Origin of the sequence: Streptomyces sp. NBC_01618 (assembly GCF_045209435.1) — a bacterium.
Taxonomy (GTDB): domain Bacteria; phylum Actinomycetota; class Actinomycetes; order Streptomycetales; family Streptomycetaceae; genus Streptomyces.
The window spans coordinates 2535815-2548522 of the sequence record NZ_CP109297.1 but is presented as its reverse complement, the minus strand read 5'-3'; the positions used below and the strand labels follow the sequence as shown (position 1 = coordinate 2548522).

Annotated in this window: 11 protein-coding genes; 10 read left to right on the top strand and 1 reads right to left on the bottom strand. The window is 68.6% G+C overall.

Going from position 1 to position 12708, the window contains the following annotated elements; all coding sequences use genetic code 11:
• The first annotated feature begins 237 nt into the window (after window positions 1-237).
• From OH735_RS12005 to clpX, 3 genes are all read left to right on the top strand, one after another.
• On the top strand, window positions 238-846 hold the full coding sequence (locus tag OH735_RS12005) for an ATP-dependent Clp protease proteolytic subunit (protein WP_406386533.1): 609 nt from the start codon (window positions 238-240) through the stop codon (window positions 844-846).
• Window positions 847-927: 81 nt separating this feature from the next.
• Window positions 928-1608 carry an ATP-dependent Clp protease proteolytic subunit gene (locus OH735_RS12000; RefSeq protein WP_383756184.1) on the top strand — a complete coding sequence of 227 codons (681 nt, stop codon included), beginning with the start codon at window positions 928-930 and terminating at the stop codon, window positions 1606-1608.
• A 157-nt stretch (window positions 1609-1765) separates the two neighbouring features.
• Window positions 1766-3064 carry an ATP-dependent Clp protease ATP-binding subunit ClpX gene (gene clpX, locus OH735_RS11995; protein WP_406381365.1) on the top strand — a complete coding sequence of 433 codons (1299 nt, stop codon included), beginning with the start codon at window positions 1766-1768 and terminating at the stop codon, window positions 3062-3064.
• Window positions 3065-3146: 82 nt separating this feature from the next.
• Here the strand turns inward: clpX and OH735_RS11990 are convergent, their stop codons facing one another.
• On the bottom strand, window positions 3147-4145 hold the full coding sequence (locus tag OH735_RS11990) for a hypothetical protein (RefSeq protein ID WP_406381363.1): 999 nt from the start codon (window positions 4143-4145) through the stop codon (window positions 3147-3149).
• 140 nt (window positions 4146-4285) lie between these two features.
• Between OH735_RS11990 and OH735_RS11985 the strand changes: the two genes are divergently transcribed.
• The 7 genes from OH735_RS11985 to mreD all read left to right on the top strand — a co-directional run bounded on the left by OH735_RS11985 (window position 4286) and on the right by mreD (window position 12654).
• Window positions 4286-6907 carry a valine--tRNA ligase gene (locus OH735_RS11985; RefSeq protein ID WP_406381361.1) on the top strand — a complete coding sequence of 874 codons (2622 nt, stop codon included), beginning with the start codon at window positions 4286-4288 and terminating at the stop codon, window positions 6905-6907.
• A gap of 134 nt (window positions 6908-7041) precedes the next feature.
• Entirely contained in the window at window positions 7042-8565 is a 1524-nt protein-coding gene (locus tag OH735_RS11980) for a bifunctional folylpolyglutamate synthase/dihydrofolate synthase (RefSeq protein WP_406381359.1), read from the top strand.
• A 5-nt stretch (window positions 8566-8570) separates the two neighbouring features.
• Complete coding sequence (locus tag OH735_RS11975) at window positions 8571-8930, top strand: DUF4233 domain-containing protein (RefSeq protein WP_406381357.1); 360 nt, start codon at window positions 8571-8573, stop codon at window positions 8928-8930.
• 149 nt (window positions 8931-9079) lie between these two features.
• Complete coding sequence (ndk, locus tag OH735_RS11970) at window positions 9080-9493, top strand: nucleoside-diphosphate kinase (protein WP_406381355.1); 414 nt, start codon at window positions 9080-9082, stop codon at window positions 9491-9493.
• Window positions 9494-9783: 290 nt separating this feature from the next.
• Window positions 9784-10803, top strand: coding sequence for a rod shape-determining protein (locus tag OH735_RS11965; protein ID WP_406381353.1), 1020 nt, complete (start codon window positions 9784-9786; stop codon window positions 10801-10803).
• Between the two features lie 124 nt (window positions 10804-10927).
• A complete protein-coding gene (mreC, locus tag OH735_RS11960; RefSeq protein ID WP_406381352.1) occupies window positions 10928-11980 on the top strand; it encodes a rod shape-determining protein MreC in 1053 nt (350 codons plus the stop codon).
• A gap of 11 nt (window positions 11981-11991) precedes the next feature.
• Window positions 11992-12654, top strand: a complete 663-nt coding sequence (gene mreD / locus OH735_RS11955) for a rod shape-determining protein MreD (protein ID WP_406381351.1) — start codon at window positions 11992-11994, stop codon at window positions 12652-12654.
• The last annotated feature ends 54 nt before the right edge of the window (window positions 12655-12708 follow it).

Below are 12708 nucleotides of genomic sequence, written 5' to 3'. Positions count from 1 at the left end.
CTCCGGACGCTGTGCGTCCGGAGCCCGTCGTCGTATGGCGTACGGCGCCCCACAACCCTTGTGCGGACTGCGGACCTTGCGCTCCCAGCGAACAGTTGCGGAAGCGGGATGGCGTTGTCCTACCTGCGCGTTAGGGTCCATGAGTAGGAAGGGCAGGGGAGCCCCCGCCCACCGGTACGAAGACGCTGAGACGGCCGGAGCCGTCAGAGACGAGCAGGTGGATACGTGACGAATCTGATGCCCTACGCCGCCGGAGAGCCGTCCCCCTTCGGTGGAGGTCTCGGTGACCAGGTCTACAGCCGACTGCTCGGTGAGCGCATCATCTTCCTGGGTCAGCAGGTCGACGATGAGATCGCCAACAAGATCACGGCGCAGATGCTGCTCCTTGCCGCCGATCCGGACAAGGACATCTACCTCTACATCAACAGCCCCGGTGGCTCGGTGACGGCCGGCATGGCGGTCTACGACACCATGCAGTACATCCCGAACGACGTGGTCACCATCGGCATGGGCATGGCGGCCTCGATGGGCCAGTTCCTGCTCACCGGCGGCACCGCGGGCAAGCGCTTCGCGCTCCCGAACACCGACATCCTCATGCACCAGGGCTCGGCCGGCATCGGCGGTACGGCCTCGGACATCAAGATCCAGGCCCAGTACCTGCTGCGCACCAAGCAGCGGATGGCTGAGATCACCGCCCGCCACTCCGGTCAGACGGTCGAGACGATCATCCGCGACGGCGACCGCGACCGCTGGTACACCGCGGAGGAGGCCAAGGAGTACGGCCTCATCGACGAGATCATCACGGTCGCATCGGGCGTTCCGGGCGGCGGCGGCACCGGCGCCTGATCCGGTCACCCAGCGGATCCGGCTCCACCGCCCCGCGCACCTCTCGTACGCCGAGACACCCAGCCACAGAACGCCACCAGGATGGTGAACACCCACATGAACAACTTCCCCGGCGCCTCCGCGAGCGGCCTCTACACCGGCCCGCAGGTGGACAACCGATACATCGTGCCGCGCTTCGTGGAGCGCACCTCGCAGGGCGTGCGTGAGTACGACCCGTACGCGAAGCTCTTCGAGGAGCGCGTGATCTTCCTCGGCGTGCAGATCGACGACGCCTCCGCCAACGACGTCATGGCGCAGCTGCTGTGCCTGGAGTCGATGGACCCGGACCGGGACATCTCGATCTACATCAACAGCCCCGGCGGCTCGTTCACCGCGCTCACCGCGATCTACGACACGATGCAGTTCGTGAAGCCGGACATCCAGACGGTCTGCATGGGCCAGGCGGCCTCCGCCGCGGCCGTGCTGCTCGCCGCGGGTACGCCCGGCAAGCGGATGGCGCTGCCCAACGCCCGTGTACTGATCCACCAGCCGTCCTCGCAGACCGGCCGGGAGCAGCTCTCCGACCTGGAGATCGCGGCCAACGAGATCCTGCGGATGCGCACCCAGCTGGAGGAGATGCTGGCCAAGCACTCCACCACTCCGCTGGAGAAGATCCGCGACGACATCGAGCGCGACAAGATCCTGACCGCCGAGGAAGCCCTCGCCTACGGTCTCGTCGACCAGATCGTGTCGACCCGCAAGAGCGCGGCCACGGCCGCCTGACATCGGCCTTCACCCCTTGGCGCGGTGGGTTCGCCCGGTCTCGGCCGTGTGAACCGTGCCAAGGGGGGCCCGAACGGGGGGCTAGGCAAGGTACCGTCGGATAGAGGCACCAGGAGCTGCTGAACCAAGCTGCTCCCAGGCGAAGGGGAAGCACCTCGTGGCACGCATCGGTGATGGCGGCGATCTGCTCAAGTGCTCGTTCTGCGGAAAGAGCCAGAAGCAGGTGAAGAAGCTCATCGCGGGACCCGGTGTGTACATCTGCGACGAGTGCATCGATCTCTGCAACGAGATCATCGAGGAGGAGCTCGCGGAGACCTCCGAGGTGCGGTGGGAGGAACTCCCCAAGCCGCGCGAGATCTACGAGTTCCTCGAGGGGTACGTCGTCGGGCAGGAGCCCGCGAAGAAGGCCCTCTCGGTCGCTGTGTACAACCACTACAAGCGGGTCCAGGCGGGCGAGAACGCCGGCGCCCAGGGCCGGGACGACGGCATCGAGCTGGCCAAGTCCAACATCCTGCTGCTGGGCCCCACGGGCTCCGGCAAGACGCTTCTCGCGCAGACCCTGGCCCGTATGCTCAACGTCCCGTTCGCCATCGCCGACGCGACGGCGCTGACGGAGGCCGGCTATGTCGGCGAGGACGTCGAGAACATCCTGCTGAAGCTGATCCAGGCCGCGGACTACGACGTCAAGAAGGCCGAGACCGGGATCATCTACATCGACGAGATCGACAAGGTCGCCCGCAAGAGCGAGAACCCGTCGATCACCCGCGATGTCTCCGGCGAGGGCGTCCAGCAGGCCCTGTTGAAGATCCTGGAGGGCACCACCGCCTCCGTACCGCCGCAGGGCGGCCGGAAGCACCCGCACCAGGAGTTCATCCAGATCGACACGACGAACGTGCTGTTCATCGTGGGCGGCGCCTTCTCCGGCCTGGAGAAGATCATCGAGTCGCGGGCGGGTGCCAAGGGCATCGGCTTCGGCGCGACGATCCGTTCCAAGCGCGAGATCGAGGCGAGCGACCAGTTCCAGGAGGTCATGCCGGAGGACCTGGTGAAGTTCGGGATGATCCCGGAGTTCATCGGCCGGCTGCCCGTCCTCACCTCGGTCCACAACCTGGACCGCGAGGCCCTCCTGCAGATCCTCGTCGAGCCGCGCAACGCGCTGGTGAAGCAGTATCAGCGCCTGTTCGAACTCGACGGTGTCGAGCTGGACTTCGACCGCCCGGCCCTGGAGGCCATCGCCGACCAGGCGATCCTGCGCGGCACCGGCGCGCGTGGCCTGCGGGCCATCATGGAGGAGGTCCTCCAGTCCGTGATGTACGAGGTGCCGTCCCGCAAGGACGTCGCCCGCGTCGTCATCACGGCGGACGTCGTCCGCAACAACGTGAACCCGACGCTGGTCCCGCGCGAACCGCGCACGATCGGCAAGGGCGACGGCGGGCGGCACGAGAAGTCCGCGTAGCGGCAGCGGTATGTGAACGCAAACGGAAGGGGCGCCCGGCCAGTTGGACTGCCGGGGCGCCCCTTCTGCCGTTCCGTGTGCGCTACTTGACCTCGACGCGGACGTCGTTGCGGAGCTTGGCCGCATCGTTGGCGGCGTCGTCCAGAGAGACGCTCTTGCCGGTCATCATGCCGGCCATGTCCAGGTCCATGACGTACGCCACCGTGCTGTGGTCGCCCCAGATGCAGAAGGGCATGGTGGTTTCCTTACCGCCCCCGGTGCTGCTGATGTCCGTGACCTTCGCTTCCTGGCACTTCAGGACACCGTTTTCGAACCCGGCCGGGGTGAAGGCCTTCGGGCTGCCGATGAACTCGCTCTTGGTCCTGTCCTCGGGGTCCGGGTCCTTCGCTGCCTCGGACTTCAACTTGGAGAACATGGCGTCGACGACCTTTTCGGGGTCCTCGATGTCACCGTAGACGCCGCTGAACGACAGCACTTTCTGGGTGGCCGCCTCGCCGGAGGTGTAACTGGCTTCGGCGCTCTTGGCGTTGTGAACCCCCCAGCCCTCGGCCTCCTTGACGTCCTTCGCCGTCATCTTGTCCTCGTCCCCCTGGCCGGGGCTCTTCTTGTACGTGCCGTCGAGCACCGTCGCCGGCGTCGTCAACTTGTACGTCTTGCCGTCGTCGGCGACCGAACTGCCCCCGCCCGACGTCAGGAGGTACACCCCACCCGCGATGACCGCCAGCGCCACGACCGCGCCGCCGATGATCAGGCCGGTCTTCTTCTTCGGCTGGGCCGGGGGCATCGGCATCTGGCCGCCGTACTGCGGGCCGCCGTACGGGGGCGTCGGCGGCTGCTGGCCGTACGGGCCGGGCTGCTGGGCCTGCGGGTAGCCGTAGCCGGGCTGGCCCTGCGGCGGGACACCCTGCGGGGCCTGCTGCGGGTACCCGTAACCGGGCTGGCTCTGTGGCGGCTGCTGACCGTACGGGCCCGGCTGACCACCGTACGGTCCGGGCTGGCCCTGCGGCGGCTGGCCACCGTACGGTCCGGGCTGGCCCTGCGGCGGCTGCCCGCCGTACGGGCCCGGCTGGTTGTAGCTCATCTGTGGTGTCCCCTGTTCGTCATGCTTATGCGTTCCGAACATCCTGACGGAAGGTCCACCCGCATGGAGCAACGGGAGTCACACCGTTACTCGACAAACCGGTTTCAGTACACGACTGTGACGGCCCTAAACTGTCCCCCGTGACCGAGAACACTCAGCAGACGCCAGCCAGTAACCCCGAACTGCCGACCCAGTACGCACCGGCCGAGGTAGAGGGGAAGCTGTATGAGCGCTGGGTAGAACGTGGTTACTTCGAAGCCGACGAGCACAGCGAGAAGCCGCCGTACTCCATCGTCATCCCGCCGCCGAACGTCACGGGCAGCCTGCACCTGGGGCACGCCTTCGAGCACACGCTGATCGACGCCCTCGTCCGCCGCAAGCGTATGCAGGGCTTCGAGGCGCTGTACCAGCCCGGCATGGACCACGCCGGCATCGCCACCCAGAACGTCGTCGAGCGCGAGCTCGGCAAGGAGGGCAAGTCCCGCCACGACCTGGGCCGCGAGGCGTTCGTCGAGCGTGTCTGGCAGTGGAAGAACGAGTCCGGCGGCCAGATCTCCGGACAGATGCGCCGGCTCGGCGAGGGCGTCGCCTGGTCCCGTGAGCGCTTCACCATGGACGAGGGCCTGTCCGTCGCCGTCCAGACCGTCTTCAAGCAGATGTACGACGACGGGCTGATCTACCGCGCCGAGCGCATCATCAACTGGTGCCCCCGCTGCCTGACCGCGATCTCGGACATCGAGGTCGAGTACCAGGACGACGACGGCGAGCTCGTCTCCATGACGTACGGGGACGGTGAGGACACCATCGTCGTCGCCACGACCCGCGCCGAGACGATGCTCGGTGACACCGCGGTCGCCGTCCACCCCGACGACGAGCGCTACAAGCACCTCGTCGGCAAGCAGATCAAGCTGCCGCTGACCGACCGTACGATCCCCGTCGTCGCCGACCACCACGTCGACCCGGAGTTCGGCACCGGTGCCGTGAAGGTGACGCCCGCCCACGACCCGAACGACTTCGAGATCGGCAAGCGCCACGACCTGCCGTTCCTCACGGTCATGGACGAGCGCGCCGTCATCACCGTCCCCGGCCCGTTCGAGGGACTCGACCGTCTGGAGGCCCGGTCCGCGATCGTCGGCGCGCTGCGCGCCGAGGGCCGGATCGTCGCCGAGAAGCGTCCGTACCTCCACTCCGTCGGCCACTGCTCGCGCTGCAAGACCACCGTCGAGCCGCGGCTGTCGCTGCAGTGGTGGGTCAAGGTCGCCCCGCTCGCCAAGGCGGCCGGTGACGCCGTCCGCGACGGCAAGGTCAAGATCCACCCGCAGGAGATGGAGAAGCGCTACTTCGACTGGGTCGACAACCTCCACGACTGGACGATCTCGCGCCAGCTCTGGTGGGGCCACCGCATCCCCGTCTGGTACGGCCCGAACGGCGAGGTCGTCTGCGTCGGACCGGACGACGAGGCGCCCACGGGCGAGGGCTGGACGCAGGACCACGACGTCCTGGACACCTGGTTCTCCTCCGGCCTGTGGCCGTTCTCCACGCTCGGCTGGCCGGAGCGGACCGACAGCCTCGCGAAGTTCTACCCGAACTCCGTCCTGGTCACCGGCTACGACATCCTCTTCTTCTGGGTCGCCCGGATGATGATGTTCGGCCTGTACGTCAACGACGGCGTCCCGCCGTTCCACACCATCGTCCTGCACGGCATGGTCCGCGACGAGCACGGCAAGAAGATGTCGAAGTCCTTCGGCAACGTCGTCAACCCGCTGGACTGGATGGACAAGTACGGCTCCGACGCGCTGCGCTTCACGCTGGCACGCGGCGCCAACCCCGGTGTCGACGTCCCGATCGGCGAGGACTGGGTCCAGGGTTCCCGGAACTTCGCCAACAAGATCTGGAACGCGACGCGCTTCGCGCTGATGAACGGCGCCACCGTCGAGGGCGAACTGCCGCCCGTCGAGCAGCTGTCGGTGACCGACCGGTGGATCCTGTCGCGACTGGGCAAGACGGTCGCCGAAGTCGACGCGTTCTACGACGACTTCCAGTTCGCCAAACTCAGCGAGGCGCTCTACCACTTCGCGTGGGACGAGGTCTTCGACTGGTACGTCGAGCTGTCGAAGACCACGTTCTTCGCGGGCGGCGAGCAGGCCAAGGTCTCCGGCCGGGTCCTCGGCGAGGTCCTCGACGTGATGCTGCGTCTGCTGCACCCGGTCGTCCCGTTCGTCACCGAGACGCTCTGGACCACGCTGACCGGCAAGGAGTCCGTCGTCATCGCCGACTGGCCGGCCGACAGCGGCTTCCGCGACGACGCCGCCGAGCAGGAGATCGCGCTCGTCCAGCAGGTCGTCACCGAGGTCCGCCGGTTCCGCTCCGACCAGGGCCTGCAGCCCGGCCAGAAGGTCCCGGCCGAGCTCGTCCTGACCGGCACCGCGCTCGCCCCGCACGAGGCGGCCATCCGCCAGGTGCTGCGCCTGCAGCCCGCCGGCGACGGCTTCCACGCCACCGCGTCGCTGCCGGTCGCCGGGGCCACGGTCGCCCTCGACCTGTCCGGCACGATCGACGTCGAGGCCGAGCGCAAGCGCCTGATGAAGGACCTGGCCGCCGCCGAGAAGGAGAAGGCCCAGGCGGACGCCAAGCTCTCCAACGAGGCGTTCCTCGGCAAGGCACCGGACAACGTGGTCGACAAGATCCGCGGCCGGCTCACCAAGGCCGAGGCGGACATCGAGCGGATCACCAACCAGCTGGCGAACCTGCCGCAGGGTTGATCACCCGCCGACGGCGAAGCCCCCGTACCCCCTCTGCCGGGAGATACGGGGGCTTCGCCCGTCCCGGGCCCGGCCGGACTCGGGCGGCACCGGCCACTGCGCACGATGTCCGTGCCCATCCGTAGACTGGCCTCGTGAGTGAGCCCCGCCCTTCCGACCGGCACGACGCCTCCGATCCCGACGACACCTTCGCGGAGATCGTCGACGAAGCGACCCAGCGCGACCCCGACCTGGCGGTGATCGAGGCCGGGAGCCGTACGCTGCGCACCCGCTCGGGGCCGCCGCAGGGCCAGGACGTCCCCGTCCGCCCCGCCGACCCCGAGGTGGACAAGGCGCTGCGCGCCGTGGAGCAGGAGCTCGCCGGACGCTGGGGCGAGACCAAGCTGGAGCCGTCCGTCACGCGCATCGCCGCGCTGATGGACGTGCTCGGCGAGCCGCAGCGCGCCTACCCCTCGATCCACATCACCGGGACCAACGGCAAGACGAGCACGGCCCGCATGATCGAGGCCCTGCTCGGCGCCTTCGACCTGCGTACCGGCCGCTACACCTCGCCGCACGTCCAGTCGATCACCGAGCGGATCAGCCTGGACGGTGCGCCGATGGACCCCGAGCGGTTCATCGAGGCGTACCAGGACATCAAGCCGTACGTGGAAATGGTCGACGCCCAGCAGCCGTACCGGCTCTCCTTCTTCGAGGTGCTGACGGGCATGGCGTACGCGGCGTTCGCCGACGCGCCGGTCGACGTCGCCGTCGTGGAGGTCGGCATGGGCGGCAGCTGGGACGCGACGAACGTCATCGACGCCTCGGTCGCCGTCGTCACCCCCATCTCGCTGGACCACACCGACCGGCTCGGTGCCACGCCCGCCGAGATCGCCGGTGAGAAGGCCGGAATCATCAAGCAGGACGCCACGGTCATCCTGGCGCAGCAGCCGGTCGACGCCGCGCAGGTCATGCTGAAGAAGGCCGTCGAGGTCGACGCCACGGTCGCCCGCGAAGGCATGGAGTTCGGCGTCATCTCCCGTGAGATCGCCGTCGGCGGCCAGCTGCTGACGCTGCGCGGCCTCGGCGGCGAGTACACGGAGGTCTTCCTCCCTCTGTACGGCGCCCACCAGGCGCACAACGCGGCGGTGGCGCTCTGTGCCGTGGAGGCGTTCTTCGGGATCGGCGCCGAGCAGCCCGGCGCGCTCGACATCGATACGGTCCGTCAGGCCTTCGCCGCGGTGGTCTCGCCGGGCCGTCTCGAAGTCGTCCGCTCCAGCCCGACCGTCGTCCTGGACGCGGCCCACAACCCGGCGGGCGCCCGCGCCTGCGCCGACGGGCTCTCCGAGGCGTTCGGCTTCTCCCGGCTGATCGGTGTGGTCGGCGCGAGCGGCGACAAGGACGTCAGGGGGCTCCTCGAAGCCTTCGAGCCGATCTTCGCCGAGGTCGTCATCACCCAGAACTCCAGCGACCGCGCGATGGACGCCGACGAACTGGCCGCCGTCGCGGTCGAGGTCTTCGGCAGCGACCGCGTCCAGGTCGAGCCGCGCCTCGACGACGCGCTGGAGGCGGCGATCACCCTCGCCGAGGAGGAGGACGAGTACGCGGGCGCCGGCGTCCTGGTGACCGGTTCCGTGATCACGGTCGGCGAGGCCCGACTGCTCCTGGGAAGGCACTGACCGACGTGCGTACGCTCTGTGCATCGACACTGATCGGCGAGTTCTTCGTGATCGGCTTCGCCGGACTCGTCGCGATGAAGTCCGACGGCCTCGCGAACACCACTGTCTGGACGGTGTGCGGCATCGGCATGCTGCTCTCCGTACTGCTCTGCGGGATGATCACCCGCCCCGGCGGGATACAGCTCGGCTGGGCGCTGCAGATCGCCCTGGTGCTGAGCGGCTTCGTCGTCCCGATGATGTTCATCCTCGGCGTGGTCTTCGGCGCCCTGTGGTGGGCCTCGGTGCACTACGGCCGCAAGATCGACGAGGCGAAGGCCCGCTGGGCGGCCGCGGAGGAGGCCGCCGAGGCCCCGGCCGGTGGCTGATCCCGTGCCCCGAGGCCAAGGACCGACCGGTCATTGGGGGGCGGCGTCACCCCCCAGTTGCCGGTCGGTCCAACCCGGCCGTGGGCCCGTTCCCGTACCCCTGTAGCCTCGCTTCACCGCACCCGCATGTCTCCAAGGAGCCGCACACCATGACCCAGCGCACCCTCGTCCTGCTCAAGCCCGACGCGGTCGGGCGCGGACTGGTCGGCGAGATCGTCGGGCGGATCGAGCGCAAGGCCGGTTGGCGGATCACCGCGCTGGAGCTGCGCACCCTCGACCGCGCCACGCTGGAGCAGCACTACGCCGAGCACGTCGGCCGCCCGTTCTACGAGCCGCTCGTCGAGTTCATGCAGTCCGGCCCGGTCGTCGCGCTGGTCGCCGAGGGCGAGCGGGTCATCGAGGGCATCCGTACGCTGGCCGGCCCCACCGACCCGATCGCCGCCGCGCCCGGCTCCATCCGTGGTGACTTCGGCACGATCACCCGCGAGAACCTCATCCACGCCTCGGACTCCGAGGAGTCCGCAGAACGAGAACTGAAGCTTTTCTTTCCGGGACTCTCCTGACCTCGAATCAGCCGAACAGCGCTCATGACCTGGGGCGACCGAATTAATTCGGTCGCCCTTCGGCATAGGGTGCCGAATCGCGGGAACGCATCACCCCGACGTAACGTCACCATGAGTGGAACGGCCACCCGTTCCGCCTACAAAGGCGAAGGGCCCTCGCGCGGTGTCCGCGCATACGGCACTACGATGGAATCTTCCACGCCCGCAGCGCTCATCTCGCCGACCAGAACAAGCCATCATCGCTTTCTCGGAAGGCCCGACGCATCCTCATGGGGAACAAGGGGAACTCAATGTCGTTCATCGGCCGTGACATGGCTATCGACCTCGGGACTGCCAACACGCTGGTGTACGTCAGAGGGCGCGGCATCGTTCTGAACGAGCCGTCCGTCGTGGCCATCAACACCAACACCGGCGGCATCCTGGCGGTCGGTTCCGAGGCCAAGAAGATGATCGGGCGTACGCCGGGCAACATCGTTGCCGTACGGCCACTGAAGGACGGTGTGATCGCCGACTTCGAGATCACCGAGCGGATGCTCCGCTACTTCATCCTGAAGATCCACAAGCGCCGCTACCTGGCCCGCCCGCGCGTCGTCGTCTGCGTGCCCTCCGGCATCACGGGCGTCGAGCGACGCGCCGTCATCGAGGCGTCGACGCAGGCCGGTGCGCGCCAGGTGCACATCATCGAGGAGCCCATGGCGGCGGCCATCGGTTCCGGACTGCCGGTCCACGAGGCCACCGGCAACATGGTCGTCGACATCGGCGGCGGCACCACCGAGGTCGCGGTCATCTCGCTCGGCGGAATCGTCACCGCCCAGTCGATCCGGGTCGCCGGTGACGAACTGGACAACGCGATCATCCAGCACATCAAGAAGGAGTACTCGCTCCTTCTCGGTGAGCGGTCCGCCGAACAGATCAAGATCACGATCGGCTCGGCGTACGACCTGGACAAGGACGAGCACACCGAGATCCGCGGCCGCGACCTGGTCTCCGGGCTGCCCAAGACCGTGGTCATCTCGGCCGACGAGGTCCGCAAGGCCATCGAGGAGCCGGTCAACGCGATCGTCGACGCCGTGAAGACCACGCTCGACAAGTGCCCGCCGGAACTCTCCGGCGACGTGATGGACCGCGGCATCGTCCTCACCGGCGGCGGCGCGCTGCTGCGCGGGCTGGACGAGCGGCTGCGCAGCGAGACCGGCATGCCGATCCACATCGCCGAGGACCCGCTGGACTCGGTGGCGCTCGGATCCGGCAAGTGTGTCGAGGAGTTCGAGGCACTCCAGCAGGTACTGGACGCCCAGCCCCGCAGGTAGGCGGCGGGCCGGGTCCGAGGGCGGACAACACAGTGGTCTGCTGCGCGGACCGCTGCCGCTCCGTACGGCCGATCGTTGATATACAGGCACGAACATTCCGACGAGGAAGGCACGGCCGCCGCACGTGAGGGACACACGAGAGAGCCGGCTGCTCCTGGTGCTGCTGGTCGCCATCGCATTCGCATTGATCACGGTGGACATCCGGGGCGGCGAGGAGTCACCGGTGGACGGCGCCCGACAGGCCGCAGCCACGGTCTTCGGACCGGTCGAGAACGGCGTGGCGGCGGCCGTCGACCCGGTGGGCAACGCCATAGGAGCGGTGCGCGACTCCGGCACCCGGCACAACCGGATCGCCGAACTGGAGCAGCAGAACGCCGCGCTGAAGACGAAGCTCGGCAGCGACGACCAGAACCGCAACCGGGTCCGCGAACTGGACCGGATGCTGAAGAAGTCGGCCGCCGGACAGTACGGCATCAAGGCCGCCGAGGTCGTCGCCATAGGAGCGGCCCAGGGCTTCTCCTGGACGGTCACCATCGACGCCGGTTCCAACGACGGCATCAAGCGCGACATGACCGTCATCAACGGCGACGGACTGGTCGGCCGGGTCACCACCGTCGGCCCGGACACCGCCACGGTGCTCCTGGCCAACGACCCCGACTTCACCGTCGGCACGCGCATGGAGAAGACCGACGAACTGGGCTTCGCCACCGGCCAGGGCTCCCGGCCGCTGTCCGTCCAGTTCCTCAACGGCAAGGCCAAGGTGCAGAAGGGCGACCGGTTGGTCACCTTCGGTTCCAGCAAGGACAAGCCGTTCGTGCCCGGCGTCCCGGTGGGCGAGGTCGTGCGCGTCGACCCGTCGGGCGGCGGTCTGACCCGTACCGTCTACGTCCGTCCGTTCGTCGGGTTCACCAAGCTCGACATCGTCGGCATCGTCGTGCAGGCCCCGCGCGAGGACCCCCGCGACATGGTCCTGCCCAAGGCGCCCGCCAAGTCCGCCAAGCCCAAGCCCACCCCGACCGTCACCGTGACGATCTCGCCCAACGGAGACATCGTCGACACCGAAGGAAACGTCGTCGGGAACATCCACGAGAGCCCGGACCCGAGCGGATCCCCGATGCCCAGCAGCAGTCCCAACGCCACACCGAGCGCCGGCACCGCGGTAGACGAGCAGAGGTAGAGCTGATTCCCATGCGCTTGAACCGGACTCTGCTCTCCGTCTTCCTGGTCGTCGTCGCCCTCGTCGTCCAGGTCTCCGTCCTCGCCCGGCTCCAGCTCCCCGGCGCCGTGCCCGACCTGCTCCTCCTCGTCGTCCTCGCTCTCGCCTTCGTGTACGGGCATGTCAGCGGCGCCCTCATCGGCTTCGGCGCGGGACTCCTCGCCGACCTGGCACCGCCCGCCGACCACGCCGCCGGGCGCTACGCGCTGGTCCTCTGCGTCATCGGCTACCTCGCCGGACTGGCCAAGCCGGAGAACGGGCAGCTCAAGTCGGCGGCCGTCCCGATGATCGGGGTCGTCGCCGCGGCGATCGGCTCGACCCTGCTGTACGCGCTCGTCGGCGCGCTCGTCGGGGACACGGCGGCCCGTCACGTGGGCCTGGGCAGCCTGCTGTTCACCGCCGCCGTCTACGACCTGCTCCTCGCGCCGTTCGTCGTGCCGCTGGTCATGGCGATCGCCAGACGCACGGTGAACGATCCGGTCGCCGACGCGTCCGGCGGCGGCGACGTCGCCGCGGGCTGGCTGGCCTCCGGTACCGGACTGCGGATCGGCGGCCAGCGCGGCGGACTGCGCGTCAAGGTCGCCCGCAACCGCGCGGCACGCGCCGGACGGATCAAGGGAGTCAAGCGACTGTGAGGCCGCACCACAGCGGGGACACCCCCCGTGTCTCCGGTCCGACCACCACCGGGG